A 16,216-nucleotide genomic window follows, 5' to 3' on the forward strand; every position below is an offset into this window, starting at 1 on the left:
ACGTTCTCTCAGATTCGCGCGACTCCGGCCTGCGCCAGGTCGACCCGGTGCGCGGAGCGCAGGATCTCGGTGGTGCGGGCGATCTCGTCGTCGACGCGCTCGGCATCCCAGCCCAGAGGACCGGCGACGGCCTCGGCGACCTCGCGGAGCGTCCGCTCGGTCATGCCGCCGACGAAGGCGAGGTGCGTGCGGCGCAGCAGCACGTCGATGAGGTGCACGACCTGCTCGTTCTGCGCGATGAACTCCAGCTCTTCGCGGTAGTAGCCCTCGGCGTCGGGCACCGGGGTCGGCTCGCTCGGCAGCGCGGCGAGGACCGCGTCGGCACGCGTGCCGTAGCGCTCGAGCATGGCATCCACGAGCTCGGCGGGGTGAGCATTCGTGCGCGCGGAGACCCAGCGCCGACGCTGTTCGGGCGTCGCGGGGAAGCCCGCTCCGCCGCCGATCGACAGTCCCTGCGTGCTGACGCGGTGGGGGCGGCGCAGCTTCTGCAGCGTCTTCATGCTGAGGTGCTCGGCGAGCGCGCGGAAGGTGGTCCACTTGCCGCCGACGAGGCTCATCGCGGGGACGCCGGCGATCTCGTCTTCGACGATGCGGTAGTCGCGCGAGACGAAGCCGGGAGCGGTGTCGTCGTGGCGGGGGAGCGGACGGATGCCCGAGAACGTGTAGACGATCTGCGAGCGGTCGACGCCGACGGTGGGGAAGACGTGGCCGATGAGGTCGAAGAAGTACGCGATCTCGTCGTCGGTGCACACGACCGGCTTCGAGGGGTCGGCGTCGATGTCGGTGGTGCCGACGAGGACGCGGTCCTTGAGCGGGTAGATGAGGACGATGCGGCCGTCGGAGTGCTCGAAGAAGATCTCGCGCCCACCGGTCGCGGCCAGCAGCTCGGGGTTGTCGAGCACGATGTGCGAGCCCTTGGTGCCGCCCATGAACTGGGTCTTGAGGCCCATGGCCTCGTTCGCCAGGTCGGTCCAGGGACCGGCGGTGTTCAGGATGACCTTGGCCTTGACGCTGAACTCCTCGCCGGAGACCTCGTCGCGCACGCGCACGCCGTTGGCGTCGGCGCCGACCGCCGAGACGTAGTTGACCGCCTGGGTGCGCCCGCCGCCGGCCTCGATGCCGTCGCGCAGCACGTCGAGCGCGATGCGCTCGGGGTCGTGCATCGACGCGTCGAAGTACGTCGCGGTGTAGGCGAGGTCGTTGTTGAGCTTCGGCAGCTCCGCAAGCGACTTCTTCTTGCCCAGGAACTTGTGACGGGGGACGCTGCCGCCGTCGCGGGAGAAGGTGTCGTACATGATGAGGCCGACCTTGATCAGCAGGGCGCCGCGCTCGTTGGGCTTTCCGCGACCGTGCGTCACCAGCAGGCGGAACGGGGCGGACAGGATGCCGGAGAACGTCTTGTAGATCGGGATGGTGGTCTCGAGCGGCTTGACGTAGTGGGGGGCCGTCTTGAGCAGGTCGTTGCGCTCGGTGACCGCCTCCTTCACGAGACGGAACTCGCCGTTCTCGAGGTAGCGGATGCCGCCGTGCACCATGTGGCTGGAAGCCGAGGAGGCGCCGGACACGAAGTCGCCGCGCTCGACGAGGGCGACGCTGACACCCTGGAGGGCCAGGTCGCGCAGAGTGGCGAGGCCGTTGATGCCCCCGCCGATGATCAGGACGTCGAGGTCCTCGGCGTCACGGAGCGCCTGGACGTCGGCGCGGAGCGAAGAAGTAGGGGACGACATGTCGACTGCGACCTTTCGTTGTTGGTACGACGATCAGGATGCGCCCGTCTGCACGTTGTTGCAAGCCCCTTGAACAAACGTGCAGAATGGTATCCATGAAGGTGGCCGGACGGTGACGACACAGGCGGAGGAGCGCTCCCGCGACGCGCTTCGCGCCGCGCAGCTCTACTACATGCAGGACCTCACCATGGACGCCATCGCGCACGAGATGCGCGTTTCGCGCTCCTCGGTGTCGCGCCTGCTGCAGCACGCGCGCGACGTGGGACTGGTGACGATCTCGATCAGCCCGCCCGACGACGCGCGCGGGCAGATGGCGCAGCGCATCGCGGACCGCTTCGGCATCACGGCGCACATCGTGCCCACGCCGGCGCGCACCTCCGAGGCCGAGCGCCTGGAGCGGACCGCCCTGACGGCGGCGCGGATCCTCGCCGAACGGGTCGAGTCGTCGATGACCGTCGGCGTCGCATGGGGATCCACGCTCTCGGCCATGGCGCGTCACGTGCCGCTGAAGGACGTGCACGACACCCACATCGTGCAGATGAACGGTGCCGCGAACGTCCGCACCTCCGGCATCCCGTATGCCGGGGAGATCCTGTCGAAGTTCGGTGCGGCGTGGTCGTCGTCGGTGCACCAATTCCCGGTGCCCGCGCTGTTCGACGATCCGCGCACGAAGCAGGCGATGTGGCGGGAGCGTTCCGTGCGCTCGGTGCTGGAGATCCAGCAGCGCGTGGGACTGTTCGTCTTCGGCCTCGGTTCGCCACACGCCGACGTGCCCTCGCACGTCTACAGCGGCGACTACTTCGACGAGCGCGACCGGTCCGTCATCGAACGCGAAGGAGTCGTCGGCGACTGCGCGACGGTGTTCTACCGCGCCGACGGCTCGAGCGACATCCCCGAGCTCAACGCGCGCTCCAGCGGACCCGACCTCGACACCGTCCGTCGCATCCCGCGGCGGTTCTGCGTCGTGTCGAGCCTGTCGAAGCTCGACGGGCTGCGCGGCGCGCTGGCGGCGGGGCTGGTCACCGAGCTCGTCGTCGAGGAAGCCCTCGCGCGACGCCTGCTCAGCGTCACGCGCTGATCGCGCTCGCCGCCCGGGGTGCCGCGGTCGCCCGACCTCAGCGCTCGCCGAACCCGTCGTCGATGAGCGTGCGGAGCTCGTCGAGCGCCTGCTGCGCCTGCGGACCGGACGCGCTCACGCGTACCCGAGCCCCCTGCCGCACGCCCAGCGCCATGAGGGCCAGCAGGCTGCGCCCCGAGACCTCGTCGCCGCCGGCGTCGAGGTCGACGATGCGCACGTCGGCGTCGTACCGCGATGCCGCCTTGACGAAGGTCGCCGCGGGGCGGGCGTGCAGTCCCGAGGGATTGACGATCCGCGCCTCGAACGACCTCTCGTCGGCGGACGCGGCATCCCCTGACGGCGCCGCGTCCTCCGGGGGCCCGACGGATGCCGGCGCGCCGTCGTCGCCGAGCTGACGCCGCTTCGCCTCGCCCGCTCCGCGCACCTCCGTCGCCACCGCGTCCAGATCCGCCCCGCCGGCGGCCGTGACCACCGCGGCGACCAGTCCCTCGACGAAGGGTGCCGGGCTGAGCCGCACGCGCTCGGGACCCGAGACGAACTCGAGAGCCGTTTCGGCGCTGAGGAGGGCCGAGCCCAGGTCCATCAGCACGAGCACGCCCTCGCCCGAGTCGGCCTCGTCGATCGCGGCGGCGATGGCGACGGCATCCGTCCCGAGGTCGCCGTCGGGACCGCCCGCGGCCACGCGTACGACCGGGGGCTCGGCCCCGCCCATCTGCAGGGCGAGCTCCACAGCCGCCTCCGCCAGGGCGCGACTGTGCGAGACCGCGACGATGCCGATCACGCGTCGGCCGCCAGGGCGTCGCGCAGGGCTTCGAGCAGGAGCGTCGCCGAGGCCGCTCCCGGGTCGAGGTGTCCGGCGCTGCGTTCGCCGAGGTAGCTCGCACGCCCCTTCCGCGCGACGAGGGGCTCCGTCGCGTCGCGGCCGCGCGCGGCGGCCTCTGCTGCGGCACGCGCGGCGTCGGCTGGCGTCGCGCCCCCCTCGGCCGCGGAATCCCACGCCTCGAGGGCGGGGGAGAGGGCGTCGATCATGGTCTTGTCACCGACCTCGGCCTTGCCGCGGGCGATGACGCCCTCGACGCCGGCCCGGAGCGCGACGCCGAGGGCCGCGGCATCCACGGGGTCCGCATCGGCGAGGGCGGGGCCCATGCGCAGGAAGAGGGTGCCGTAGAGCGGGCCGCTGGCCCCGCCGACAGTGGAGACGAGCGTCATCCCCACCGTCTTGAACAGGTCGGTCGGACTGCTCGGCGAGGGGTCGAGCTTGGCCACGACCGCCTCGAGACCGCGCGCCATGTTCGAGCCGTGATCGGCGTCGCCGATCTCGGAGTCGAGGCGCGTCAACTCGTCTTTGTGCTGCTGGACCGCGTCACGGAACGCGTGGACCCACGCGACGAGGTCTTCTGTCGTGACGGAGGCGCCGCTCATGCGCCCCACCGCAGGCCGGGGGTGACGACGGGCGCGTCCCACAGGCGCAGCATCTCGTCGTCGGCCTTGACGACCGTGAGCGAGGCACCGGCCATGTCGAGGCTCGTGATGTAGTCGCCGATGAGCACGCGCTGCACGTCGACGCCCGCGTCGGCCAGCAGCGGCGCGATCTCGCCGTAGAGCAGGTACTGCTCGATGAGCGGCGTGCCTCCGAGGCCCGACAGCAGGACGATCGCGGGACCCACCGCGTCGCCGAAGTCGTGCACGATCGGGTCGACCGTGAGCTTCGCGATCTCGTGGGCGGATGCCAGCTTCACGCGCGAGCGGCCGGGTTCGCCGTGGATGCCGACACCGACCTCCATCTCGTCGTCGGGGAGCTCGAAGGTGGGTCGACCGGCCGCGGGAACGGTGCAGCTGGTGAGCGCCACGCCCATCGAGCGTCCGGCGACGGAGACGCGGCGCGCGAGCTCGGCGACGGCGGAGAGATCGGCCCCCTCCTCGGCCAGGGCGCCGACGATCTTCTCGAGGATGACGGTGGTTCCGGTGCCCCGGCGGCCGGCGGTCCACGTCGAGTCCTGGACGGCGACGTCGTCGGCGACGACGACCGACTCCACCTGCACGCCCTCGGCGGCGGCGAGTTCGGCGGCCATCTCGAAGTTGAGCACGTCGCCGGTGTAGTTCTTCACGATGTGCAGCACGCCCGCGCCGGAGTCGGCCGCCTGCGTGGCGGCGAGCACCTGATCGGGCGTGGGGGAGGTGAAGACCTCGCCCGCCGCGGCCGCGTCGAGCATGCCGCGGCCGACGAAGCCACCGTGCATCGGCTCGTGACCGGAGCCCCCGCCGGAGACCAGGGCCACCTTGCCCGCGCGGGTCGGTTCCGCTCTCAGGATGACGCGGTTCTCGGCATCCACGCGGAGATCGGGGTGAGCCGCCTGGATACCGCGCAGGGCCTCGGCCAGCACATCGGCCGGGTCGTTGACGAACTTCTTCACGATGCCTCCTCGTTGTGGCGTCGACCGTTCGGGCCGTCTCCCATGACCATGCTCGTCGGGCGACGCCACGTCAAGAGTGCGAGGGGGCGGGTGCGAGGCGGTGCCTCAGAGGCGCTCGTGCGGAAGGACCTGCTTGATGCGCTCGATCGGGTTCTGCGCGGGGGCCTCGTTGTAGGCGTTCGCGAGTTCCTGGCCGCTCAGGGCGTGGATCGCGGCCATGATCTCGTCGGTGGCTCCGCGACGGGCGCGCCCCGAGGTGGCCGGTCCGTGCGGGGAGAGGTCGAGGGGCTCGCCGAAACGCACCGTGATGCGCTCGCTCGTGCTGGGGAACTTCGCGCCCACCGGCATCGCCTTGTCGGTGCCGATGAGCCCCACCGGGACCACCGGGGCGCCGGTCTGCAGCGCGAGGAACGCCACTCCGGTGCGGCCCTTGTAGAGCCGGCCGTCGAGGGAGCGCGTGCCCTCGGGATAGAGCGCGACGGCGCGACCGTCTTCCAGGAGCACCCGCTGCTGGTCGAGCGCGTCGAGCGCCTTCTGGCCCGCGCCGCGCTCGACGGCGATCGCGCCGATGGCGGTGAAGAACTGCCGGGAGGCCCACTTCTCGAAGTACGCCGATTTCGCCATGAAGTGCACGGGGCGGGGCGCGGCGACCGGGATGGCGATGGAGTCGATGAACGACAGGTGATTGCTCGCGAAGATGACCGGACCGGTGCGCGGGACGTTCTCCCGCCCCTCGATACGCGGACGGTAGACGGCGCGGGCCAGGGGGGCGATGAGGAATCGTCCGAGTCCATAGGCCGCGCCCATCTGCTGCGGCGGAGCGGCGGCGGGGGTCTCGGCGGGCAGGTCGGAACTCACCCGTCGAGGCTACTAGCCGCCGCATGCCCGGGCGTGCATGGGGCGGCGCGCCTCCCGCGCGGCTCGCGCGCCGCGCTCTCCCAGCCGCACCAAAGCCGGATGCGCGAGGATGGGGGCTTCCCGTCTTCCTCCGAGAGGTCTCCCGTGCGCTTCCGCCCGATCGCTTCCCTGTCCGTCGCCGCCGTCGCGGTGCTGCTGCTGGCCGGCTGCTCCGGCTCGTCCACCGACGCGCAGACGCCCGACGCCACGGCGACCCCGGATGCCGGAGCCTGCCAGACGCCGTTCACCGGCGACGTCCCCGCCGGCCTCGAGGTGTCGGGCGACTTCCAGGGCCCCGTCACCGTGACGCGCCCCGACGGCTTCGCGCCCGGCGACATCCAGCGCAGCACCCTCATCGAGGGCAGTGGCGACGAGATTCAGGCCGGCGACATCGTCAAGGCCAACTACACGGTGATCGACGCCAGCACCGGAGACGTCGTGCTGGACTCGCTGTCGTCCGACCCCTCCGGGATGGACATGATCGTCAACTCCCAGCAGATCTTCGGCGCGGCCGTGTCGTGCGTGCCCGTCGGCTCGCGCACCGTGTCGACCTTCCCCGCCGGCATCCTGGGTGAGGGCTCGCCCGCCTACGTGCTCGTGGCCGACGCGATCGCGGAGCTGCCGACGCGCGCCGACGGCACGGAGGTCGCCCCGGCCGACGGCATGCCCACCGTGACCTTCGCCGACAACGGTGCGCCCACGATCACCGTGCCGAGCACCCCCGCCCCGACCGAGACCCGCGTGGAGAACCTGCGCCAGGGCTCGGGCGACGTGGTCAACCCCGGCGACACCGTGATCGTGCAGTACACCGGCGTGCTCTACGACGGCGGGACCGTCTTCGACTCGAGCTGGGACAAGGGGGCGCCGACGCAGTTCGCGACCACCGCCGTCGTCCCGGGATTCAAGAAGGCGCTCGAGGGTCAGACGGTCGGTTCGCAGGTCGTCGCCGTCATCCCGCCCGCCGACGGCTACGGGGACCAGGCTCAGGGCTCGATCCCGGCGAACTCGACGCTCGTGTTCGTCGTCGACATCCTCGGCGTGCAGCACGCGCCCGCGGCCCAGTAACCCGTCCGACGCGTCGCGGGCCCGCCCGTGCGGCGCGGCCCGCGGCGGCCGGGGCTCAGTAGGCTGACGGGATGCGCCGCGTTCTCATCCTCGGTTCCACCGGTTCGATCGGCACGCAGGCGCTCGACGTCATCCGCGCCAACAGCGACCGCTTCGAGGTCGTCGGTCTCGCCGCGGGAACCGACCGCGCCGGCGTCGAGGCGCAGGCGGAGGCCTTCGGCGTCGAGCACATCGCCCTCGGCGCCGTCGAAGCCGAGCAGCTCGTCCGTGACGTCGACGCCGATGTCGTGCTCAACGGCATCACGGGATCGGTCGGCCTCGGGCCCACGCTCGCCGCGCTGGAGGAGGGCCGCACCCTCGCGCTGGCGAACAAGGAGTCGCTGATCGTCGGTGGGGAACTCGTCACCGCGCTCGCCGCCCCGGGACAGATCGTGCCGGTCGACTCGGAGCACTCGGCCATCGCCCAGGCACTGCGCGCGGGAGCTGCGAGCGAGGTGCGCCGGCTCGTGCTCACGGCATCCGGGGGGCCGTTCCGCGGGCGCTCGCGCGCGGACCTCATCGGCGTGACACCCGCCGAGGCGCTCGCGCACCCCACGTGGGACATGGGACGCGTGGTGACCACGAACTCGGCCACCCTCGTCAACAAGGGCCTCGAGGTGATCGAGGCGCACCTGCTCTTCGACGTCGCCTACGACAGCATCGCGGTGACCGTGCACCCGCAGTCGATCGTGCACTCGATGGTGGAGTTCGTCGACGGCTCAACGATCGCCCAGGCATCGCCGCCCGACATGCGCCTGCCGATCTCGCTCGGCCTCGATTGGCCGCACCGCGTGGGCGGGGTGGGGGCGCCGCTGGATTGGACCACCGCGTCGCAGTGGACGTTCGAGCCCCTCGACGAGGAGGCCTTCGGCTCGGTGGCGCTCGCCAAGCGCGTCGGGCGCGCGGGAGCGACGTTCCCCGCGGTGTTCAATGCCGCCAACGAGCAGGCCGTCGACGCCTTCCACGAGGGGCGCCTGGGTTTCCTCGGCATCGTCGAGCTGATTGAGCGGGTGGTCGATCGGCACGAGCCGCCCGCCGCCCTCACCCGCGAGTCGCTCGCCGAGGCCGAGGCCTGGGCACGCCGCACCGCCGACGAGATCATCGCGGCACGGTGACGGTGGTCGGCTCGGGCGCCAGCGCGGCGAGCGCAGGCGTGCCAGCGGTGATCGCCGAGACTGGGGCGGCGACGCCGGGTCAGGCCGGGAAGTCGACCGGGCGCTCGGGATCGGACGACGGCGTGCTGTCGGCCGGGTAGGGGACGGGCCACTGCGGGTCGGGGACGTCCCAGCCCGCCGCCCGCAACGCGCGCCGCGACAGCTCACGGGCGGAGTACGGCGTGCGGACGCCGCGGATGTCGCGGTAGTCCTGGTGTCCGGGTCCGGCCCACAGGATCGCGTCGCCCTCGCCGACGAGCCGCACGGCCTCGAGGATCGCTCGCTCGGGAGGGGTGAACTCGTGGATCTCGGCGTCGGGTCGGGCGCGACGCGCACCCTCGACGAGCACCGCGCGGATGGCATCCGGATCCTCATGACGCGGGTGGTGGTCGGTGACGACGAGGATGTCGCTGCCCTCGACCGCCGTGCGCCCCATGTCGTGGCGCTTGGTGGCGTCGCGGTCGCCGTCGGCGCCGAACAGCATGACGACCTTGCCGGGCGTGACGCGCCGAACGGCCGCGAGCGTCTTCTCGAACGCGTCGGGGGAGTGCCCGAAGTCGACGTAGACGGCGGGGCCCCGCGAGCCCGACACGAGCTGCGTGCGGCCCGGGAGGGAGGCATCGATGCGCTCGCCGTCGAGGGTGCTGAACAGGTGCTCCCACGTGTAGCCGGTCTCGAGCAGCATGACGATCGCGAGTCCCGCGTTCGCGGCCATGTGGCGTCCGATCACGGGCACGACGGTGGTGAGGGTGCGTCCCTTGCCGTCCGACAGCGTGAACTCGGTGCCCTCCTGGCGCTCGTCGACGATGTCGACGGTCCAGTCGGCGGATGCCGCGGCGGCGGCATCGTGCGCGATCGCGGGCGTGGCGATGGTCACGACCGGGATCTCCGCGCGCGCGGCGATCTCGGCGCCCGCGGGGGAGTCGAGGCAGACCACGCCGCGACGGGCGCGGTCGGGACGGAACAGCGGGAGCTTGGCCTCGAAGTACTCGCGCATGTCGGCATAGTCGTCGAGGTGATCGTGGGTGAGGTTGGTGAAGCCGGCGACGTCGAAGACGAGCCCGTCGACGCGGTGCCTCGTGAGCGCCTGGGCGCTCACCTCCACGGCCACGGCTTCGACGCCGCGCTCGCGCATGAGCGCGAGGAGGGCGTGGAACTCGCTCGCCTCGGGGGTCGTGAGGCGCGAGACGATGACCTCGCCCGCGATGTGGCGTTCGGCCGTCGACGACAATCCGGTGACGACGCCGAGCTGCCCGAGGATGCCCTCGAGCAGGTGCGACACGCTCGTCTTGCCGTTGGTGCCGGTGGTCGCGAGCAGGCGGGGCAGGTCGTCGTCGGGTCCGGTGCCGTACACCCAGGCCGACAGATCGCCCAGCAGGGCGCGGGGATCGTCGACGACCACGATCGGAAGACCCGTGGATGCCGCGATGTCGGCGCCCGCTTCGTCGGTGATGACGGCGACCGCACCTCGTTCGGCGGCCGTGGCCGCGAACTCGGCGCCGTGCCGGTTCACTCCGCGGATGGCGACGAACGCCTCACCGGCTCGCAGGTCGGCGGTGGCCAGCGTGATGCCGGTCACGACGGTCCCGTCGACGTCGCCGACCGTGCGCACACCCCATCGGCGGGCCAGTTCCGCGAGGTCGCGGCGGGGCGGGCGCTCCGGGCGGAGGACGGGGGGCAGATTCGAGGGGGCGTCGCTGGGCATCGGATCCATTGTCGCATCCGGGGTCGCACAGACACCGCATCGTGGCCGCACGGGCCGTTCAAAGGCTGTCGGCGGTATCGTCGCCGGGTGACCGCGATCGCCTTCCTCATCGGCGTGCTCGTGCTCGTGATCGGTCTCGCGATCTCGATCGCGCTGCACGAGATCGGGCACCTGCTGCCCGCCAAGCTCTTCGGCGTGCGCGTCGGGCAGTACATGATCGGCTTCGGACCCACCCTGTGGTCCAAGCGGATCGGCGAGACGGAGTACGGCTTCAAGCTGCTTCCGCTCGGCGGATTCATCTCCATGGCGGGCATGTATCCGCCCGCCCCCGACGACGCGGAGCCCGGCACCAAGCGCTCGCGGTTCTTCGCCACCATGGTGCAGGACGCCCGCGACGCCAACGCCGAGACGCTCATCGCCGCCGACGACCGCGTGTTCTACAAACTGCCCGTCTACAAGCGCATCATCGTCATGCTCGGCGGCCCGATCATGAACCTGCTGCTGGCGTTCGTTCTGTCGGCCGTCGCCGTGAGCGGGATCGGCATCGCGCAGGGGACGACCACGGTCGCCTCCGTGTCGCAGTGCGTGATCCCGGCGAGCGCCGATCGCTCGGCGTGCGAGGCGAGCGACCCCGTCGCCCCCGCGGCCGCCGCAGGTCTGCTGCCGGGCGACACCATCGTCTCGATCGACGGCACCGCCGTGTCGACCTTCGACGAGGCCGCGGCCATCATCCAGCGCTCGCCGGGCCAGGCCCTGCCCGTGGTGATCCAGCGTGACGGCGCCGAGCAAACCCTCACGATCACCCCCGTGCAGACCGACCGCGCGGTCACCGGCGCCGACGGGCGTCCCGTGCTCGATGACGCCGGCCAGCCCGAGTTCCAGAGCGTCGGCTTCGCGGGACTCAGCCCGCAGTCGGCGCTCGTCCCTCAGCCGATCTGGGCCGGGCCCGAGGCGACCATCCAGCAGGTGGGTGCGGTCGCGCAGATCATGACGCAGCTGCCGGTCCGCGTCTACGACACGGCGGTCGACCTCGTCACCGGTCAGCCGCGCGACCCGAACGGCCCCCTCAGCGTCGTCGGCGCCGGACGCCTCGCGGGGGAGTACGCCGCGGTCGACGCACCGATCGCCGCGCGCGTGCAGTCGATCATCGGTCTGCTCGCCGCCCTGAACATCGCGCTGTTCGTCTTCAACCTCATCCCGCTCCTGCCCCTCGACGGCGGCCACGTCGTTGTGGCGCTCTGGGACGGTCTCAAGCGCTGGATCGCGCGGCTGCGCGGCAAGGTCGCCCGCCCGGTGGATGCCACGAAGCTCGTGCCCGTGACCTTCGTCGTGGTCGTCCTGCTGGTGGGCATGGGGGGCGTGCTCTTCCTCGCCGACGTGTTCAACCCGGTGCAGCTGCTGTAGCGCAGGGCTCGGCGGCTCCAGCAACCTGGACCGGGAGGACCCTGAGCCTGTCGAAGGGTCCGGGCCCCCGCGCGGGTACGGTGTCCCGACGGGCGCCCCCACCCGGACGGGCGGCGGGCCGGCGTCAGAGCGTGTGCGCGATGAGCCGCTCCAGCGTGCGCATTCCGTCGCGCGAGAGGATCGACTCCAGGTGCCCCTGCACGCTCGCGAAACCGGGGCCGCGCAGGGCGTAGACATCGCCGGTCTCGGGGTCCGCGGCGACGTCGAGGTCGAAGCTGCTGACGGGAGCATCGGGCCCGGAGAAGATCCCGCGTCCGTCGCCGGGGTTCACGCGCGCGGTGAAGGTGTTGTAGAACCCGATCGAGGCGTCCTCGCCGAACACGTCAACGCTCTTCTGCAGGCCCTGATGGGGGCGATCGAGCGGCATGAGCTCGATGCCGAGCGAGTCGGCGAGGATCTGATGGCTCAGGCACACGGCGAGCAGAGGATCGCGCCGAGCGGTCCGGCGCCCGACGACGTGGCGCATGGCCTCCATGCGCGCAGTGTCGTCCCGCGGGTCGCCGGGTCCTGGTCCCGACACGACCAGGTCGGCGGCATCCAGGTCGGTGTCGGAGACGTCGGCCCAGTGCACGATGCGGGTGTCGAGGCCGAGGTGGCGCAGCTGGTGCGCGAGCATCGTGGTGAAGCGGTCCTCGGCATCCACGACCAGGGCCGTGCGACCCGCGAACGGGCCCGATCCGTCGGGGTCCTGCGGGTTCATCCAGAACGGCGCGAGGCGGTCGTTGCGGGATGCCAGGAGCTCGGCGATCGCGGGATCCTCGGCGAGCGGCCGTCGCTCGGCGACGGGCGCGTCGGGGTCGGCGTCGGCGGGGAGCGCCGGCACGTCGCGGGGGATCGCGCCGATCGCACCGAGCACGCCCGCGGCCTTGCCGTGGGTCTCGCCGACCTCGCCGTACGGGTCGGAGTGGCGCACGAGGGTGGCGCCCACGGGCACGCGCAGGCGGCCGTCGACGAGGTACGCCGTGCGGATCAGGATGGGTGCGTCGAGGTCGTGCGTCGGGCCCTCGGCGTTGCCGTTGGGCGTGAACAGCGCGGCGACGCCGGAGTAGTACCCGCGCGGGGTCGTCTCATGGCGGGCGATCACGGTGCAGGCGTTCTGCATGGGGGAGCCGGTGACCGTGGGCGCGAACATCGTCTCGCGCAGGATGTCGCGCGGGTCGAGGTCGCTGCGCCCGCGCAGCATGTACTCGGTGTGCGTGAGGCGCGACATCTCTTTGAGATGGGGCCCCGTGATGCGCCCGCCGTCGCTGCAGACGGCGCTCATCATCTTCAGCTCCTCGTCGACGACCATGAAGAGCTCCTCGGTCTCCTTGGTCGAGCGCAGGAACTCCGCGAGCGTCTCGGCGGTCGCCCCGCCCGCGGGGTGGCGGAAGGTGCCCGAGATCGGGTTCATCGTGACGACGCCGTTGCGGGCGCTCACGTGCGCCTCGGGGCTCGCGCCGACGGCGACGTGTCCCTCGGTCACGATCGCGAAGGTCCAGTACGCGCCCTTCTCGTGCTCGAGCAGCGCCCGGAACCAGGTGAGCGCCGCGGCACGCGGATCGGCGTCGACCCCGGCCACGAAGTCGCGGCGGATGACGAAGTTCGCGCCCTCTCCGCGGCCGATCTCCTCCGCGATCACCCGCCGGACGATGTCGGCGTAGTCCTCGTCGGCGATGTCGAATCCCGCGCCCTCCAGGGCGATCGGGGCGGAGGGGAGGGATGCCATGACCCCGGCGCGGGGGAGCACGACGCGCTCGCCGATGACGAGGCATCGCAGCGGGGCGCCGTCGTCGTGGCAGACGAAGCCGCGTTCGCGCACCTGGCGGTACGGCACGAGGGCGAGGACCTCGCGGGCGACGCCGGCGGCATCCATCAGGGGGATGTCGGCGAGCAGGTCCACGTCGACGACGTCGCCGGTGAGCACCTCGACGGTGGCGTCTTCACCCGCGGCGGGGCCGCGCGCGATCAGCGCGAACGGCGCGGAGCCGGCGAGGAGGTCGTGGATCAGGGAGGAGGGGTCGGGCCCGGTCATCGAAGTACTTCCGTCTGTGAGCGAGGGTCCTACGCGGCCGCCGAAAACACGAAGACCGCCCGGATCCCGAGGGAGGGCGGTCTGTCGCACGCGTGCTCACCGCCTAGACGGTGGGCCACCAGCTGAAATGCGCGCGCATGGCGCCGAACCTACCACAGGGAGCATTCGCAGCCTGTTCCGGCTCCGTCCAGCGACGGCGGCGTAGGCTGAGCCCGTGCCTGCTGTGAATCTCGGAATGCCCCGCGTGCCGGAGACCCTCGCTCCCCGTCGTAAGACCCGTCAGATCCGGGTCGGCAAGGTGCTCGTCGGCGGCGACGCCCCCGTGAGCGTCCAGTCGATGACCACGACGCCGACGACGAACATCAACGCCACCCTTCAGCAGATCGCCGAGCTCACGGCATCCGGGTGCGAGATCGTGCGTGTCGCGGTGCCGTCGCAGGACGACGCCGACGTGCTGCACATCATCGCGAAGAAGAGTCAGATCCCGGTCATCGCCGACATCCACTTCCAGCCCAAGTACGTCTTCCAGGCGATCGACGCCGGCTGCGGCGCGGTGCGCGTGAACCCGGGCAACATCCGCAAGTTCGACGACCAGGTCGGCGCGATCGCCAAGGCGGCCAAAGACGCCGGTGTCTCGCTGCGCATCGGCGTCAACGCCGGATCGCTCGACCGCCGCCTCCTCGAGAAGTACGGCAAGGCCACGCCCGAGGCGCTCGTGGAGAGCGCCGTGTGGGAGGCCTCGCTGTTCGAGGAGCACGACTTCCACGACTTCAAGATCTCGGTCAAGCACAACGACCCGATCGTCATGGTCAAGGCCTACCGCCTGCTCGCCGAGCGCGGCGACTGGCCTCTGCACCTCGGTGTGACCGAAGCCGGGCCCGCGTTCCAGGGCACCATCAAGAGCGCCACGGCGTTCGGCATCCTGCTCGCGGAGGGCATCGGCGACACGATCCGCGTCTCGCTGTCGGCTCCGCCGGCCGAAGAGGTCAAGGTCGGCCACCAGATCCTGCAGTCGCTGAATCTGCGCGAGCGCAAGCTCGAGATCGTGTCGTGCCCCTCGTGCGGACGCGCCCAGGTCGACGTCTACTCGCTCGCCGACAGCGTCACCGAGGGCCTGAAGGACATGACCGTGCCGCTGCGCGTGGCCGTCATGGGCTGCGTCGTCAACGGACCGGGAGAGGCCCGCGACGCCGACCTCGGCGTCGCCTCGGGCAACGGCAAGGGGCAGATCTTCGTCAAGGGAGAGGTCGTCAAGACCGTGCCCGAGTCGGAGATTGTGCAGACGCTCATCGCCGAGGCCAACCGTCTCGCCGACGAGATGGGCCCCGACGCAGCCACCGGGACGGCGCAGGTCATCACGGCCTGAGCCGGTCTCACCCGGTCTCCGCGCGCCGGAGCGTCGATGTCGGCCCTCGAGGGTCCGATAGCGTCGGGAGTCCCATGACCGAGACTCCCGCGCCCTCGCTCGTCCGCCCGCTCATCGCCGGGGTCGTCACCGCCCTCGTCGGCTTCACGAGCACGTTCGCCGTGGTTCTGACGGGTCTGCGCGCGGTCGGCGCATCTCCCGCGCAGGCGGCGAGCGGGCTGCTCGCCATCACGCTCGTCGTGGGCATCGGGTGCGTCGTGCTCGCGTCGCGGTATCGCATCCCGATCACGGTCGCGTGGTCCACGCCGGGTGTCGCGCTGCTGGCGGCGACGGGCGCGGTCGACGGCGGCTGGTCCGCGGTCGTGGGCGGGTTCCTCGTGTGCGCTGCGCTCATCCTGTGCACGGCGCTGTTCCCGCCCTTGGGCGCACTCATCGCCCGCATCCCTCCCTCGATCGCGCAGGCGATGCTCGCCGGTGTGCTCCTTCCCCTGTGCGTCGCGCCGTTCGTCGGCCTCGTCGACGACCCGTGGGGCGTGGCCCCCGTGCTGATCGTGTGGCTCGTGTCATCCCGACTGCTGCCGCGCTGGGCGGTGCCGATCGCCTTCGTGGCGGCGATCGTCGTGGTGGCGGTGTCGCTGTCGAGCAGGGGAGTGCAGGCGGATGCCGCCTCCCTGCTGCCGCGCCTGGAGATCACCGTTCCAACGCTCACGGTCGGCGCCGTCGTGGGCATCGCCCTGCCCCTGTTCGTGGTAACGATGGCGTCGCAGAACGTGCCGGGGGTGGCGGTGATGAAGAGCCTCGGCTACACGATCCCGTGGCGTCCCGCGATGCTCGTCACCGGTCTCGGGTCGGCGGCGGCGGCCGGCTTCGGCGGGCACGCGATGAACCTCGGCGCGATCAGCGCGGCCATCGCCGCGGGGCCGGACGCGCACCCCGATCCGCGCCGACGCTGGGTGGCGGGCGTGTCGGCCGGGGCCACGTACCTCGTGCTGGGCGCCCTGTCGGCCGCCTTCGCCGCGATCGTGCTGCTGGCCCCCGCGGGCGTCATCCCCGCCGTCGCCGGGGTCGCGCTCTTCGGCGCGTTCGGATCGGCGGTGCAGCAGGCGATCGACGACCCGGGCGAGCGCCTCCCGGCCGTCGTGACGTTCCTCGTCGCGGCATCCGGGATCGCGGTGCTCGGGGTGAGCGCGGCGTTCTGGGCGCTGCTGGCCGGACTCGTGGTGCGCACGGCGCTGCACCTCGGTCGGCGACCCGGCTGAGCGTCGACACCGTTTCGTTATCGACGGTGTCGTC

At 71.7% G+C, this 16,216-nt stretch carries 13 protein-coding genes; 6 read left to right on the forward strand and 7 right to left on the reverse strand.

Annotation, left to right across the window (positions count from 1 at the left end):
- Positions 1-8: 8 nt before the first annotated feature.
- Positions 9-1,727 (reverse strand): glycerol-3-phosphate dehydrogenase/oxidase, encoded by a 1,719-nt coding sequence (locus Q0818_RS11890; protein WP_298874962.1) that lies wholly within the window; start codon positions 1,725-1,727, stop codon positions 9-11.
- Between the two features lie 112 nt (positions 1,728-1,839).
- Here Q0818_RS11890 and Q0818_RS11895 point away from each other — a divergent pair, with 112 nt between their 5' ends.
- Positions 1,840-2,805, forward strand: coding sequence for a sugar-binding transcriptional regulator (locus Q0818_RS11895; RefSeq protein WP_298874964.1), 966 nt, complete (start codon positions 1,840-1,842; stop codon positions 2,803-2,805).
- A 37-nt stretch (positions 2,806-2,842) separates the two neighbouring features.
- Here the strand turns inward: Q0818_RS11895 and dhaM are convergent, their stop codons facing one another.
- The 4 genes from dhaM to Q0818_RS11915 form a co-directional block, all read right to left on the reverse strand.
- On the reverse strand, positions 2,843-3,586 hold the full coding sequence (gene dhaM / locus Q0818_RS11900) for a dihydroxyacetone kinase phosphoryl donor subunit DhaM (protein ID WP_298874967.1): 744 nt from the start codon (positions 3,584-3,586) through the stop codon (positions 2,843-2,845).
- Positions 3,583-4,227 (reverse strand): dihydroxyacetone kinase subunit DhaL, encoded by a 645-nt coding sequence (gene dhaL / locus Q0818_RS11905; RefSeq protein WP_298874970.1) that lies wholly within the window; start codon positions 4,225-4,227, stop codon positions 3,583-3,585. Before dhaL ends, dhaM begins: the two co-directional genes overlap by 4 nt.
- Complete coding sequence (gene dhaK, locus Q0818_RS11910; RefSeq protein WP_298874973.1) at positions 4,224-5,219, reverse strand: dihydroxyacetone kinase subunit DhaK; 996 nt, start codon at positions 5,217-5,219, stop codon at positions 4,224-4,226. Before dhaK ends, dhaL begins: the two co-directional genes overlap by 4 nt.
- 105 nt (positions 5,220-5,324) lie before the next feature.
- Positions 5,325-6,026: a 1-acyl-sn-glycerol-3-phosphate acyltransferase gene (locus tag Q0818_RS11915; protein ID WP_298875762.1), complete on the reverse strand. Its 702-nt coding sequence runs from the start codon at positions 6,024-6,026 to the stop codon at positions 5,325-5,327.
- 195 nt (positions 6,027-6,221) lie between these two features.
- Between Q0818_RS11915 and Q0818_RS11920 the strand changes: the two genes are divergently transcribed.
- A complete protein-coding gene (locus Q0818_RS11920; protein ID WP_298874975.1) occupies positions 6,222-7,181 on the forward strand; it encodes an FKBP-type peptidyl-prolyl cis-trans isomerase in 960 nt (319 codons plus the stop codon).
- A 71-nt stretch (positions 7,182-7,252) separates the two neighbouring features.
- Positions 7,253-8,335 carry a 1-deoxy-D-xylulose-5-phosphate reductoisomerase gene (gene dxr / locus Q0818_RS11925; protein ID WP_298874977.1) on the forward strand — a complete coding sequence of 361 codons (1,083 nt, stop codon included), beginning with the start codon at positions 7,253-7,255 and terminating at the stop codon, positions 8,333-8,335.
- Positions 8,336-8,414: 79 nt separating this feature from the next.
- Here dxr and Q0818_RS11930 read toward each other — a convergent pair whose 3' ends face one another.
- Positions 8,415-10,079, reverse strand: a complete 1,665-nt coding sequence (locus Q0818_RS11930; RefSeq protein WP_298874978.1) for a UDP-N-acetylmuramoyl-L-alanyl-D-glutamate--2,6-diaminopimelate ligase — start codon at positions 10,077-10,079, stop codon at positions 8,415-8,417.
- Between the two features lie 87 nt (positions 10,080-10,166).
- On the opposite strand from Q0818_RS11930, the gene Q0818_RS11935 reads away from it, so the two are divergent.
- On the forward strand, positions 10,167-11,483 hold the full coding sequence (locus tag Q0818_RS11935; protein WP_298874980.1) for an RIP metalloprotease: 1,317 nt from the start codon (positions 10,167-10,169) through the stop codon (positions 11,481-11,483).
- Between the two features lie 124 nt (positions 11,484-11,607).
- Here Q0818_RS11935 and Q0818_RS11940 read toward each other — a convergent pair whose 3' ends face one another.
- Complete coding sequence (locus tag Q0818_RS11940) at positions 11,608-13,557, reverse strand: chorismate-binding protein (RefSeq protein ID WP_298874983.1); 1,950 nt, start codon at positions 13,555-13,557, stop codon at positions 11,608-11,610.
- A 214-nt stretch (positions 13,558-13,771) separates the two neighbouring features.
- Between Q0818_RS11940 and ispG the strand changes: the two genes are divergently transcribed.
- Together ispG and Q0818_RS11950 are read left to right on the forward strand one after the other, a co-directional pair.
- Positions 13,772-14,923, forward strand: coding sequence for a flavodoxin-dependent (E)-4-hydroxy-3-methylbut-2-enyl-diphosphate synthase (gene ispG / locus Q0818_RS11945; protein WP_298874986.1), 1,152 nt, complete (start codon positions 13,772-13,774; stop codon positions 14,921-14,923).
- Between the two features lie 74 nt (positions 14,924-14,997).
- Positions 14,998-16,182, forward strand: a complete 1,185-nt coding sequence (locus Q0818_RS11950; protein WP_298874989.1) for a benzoate/H(+) symporter BenE family transporter — start codon at positions 14,998-15,000, stop codon at positions 16,180-16,182.
- The last annotated feature ends 34 nt before the right edge of the window (positions 16,183-16,216 follow it).

The sequence above is a fragment of the uncultured Microbacterium sp. genome, assembly GCF_947489255.1.
In the GTDB taxonomy this organism is placed as follows: Bacteria; Actinomycetota; Actinomycetes; order Actinomycetales; family Microbacteriaceae; genus Microbacterium; species Microbacterium phycohabitans.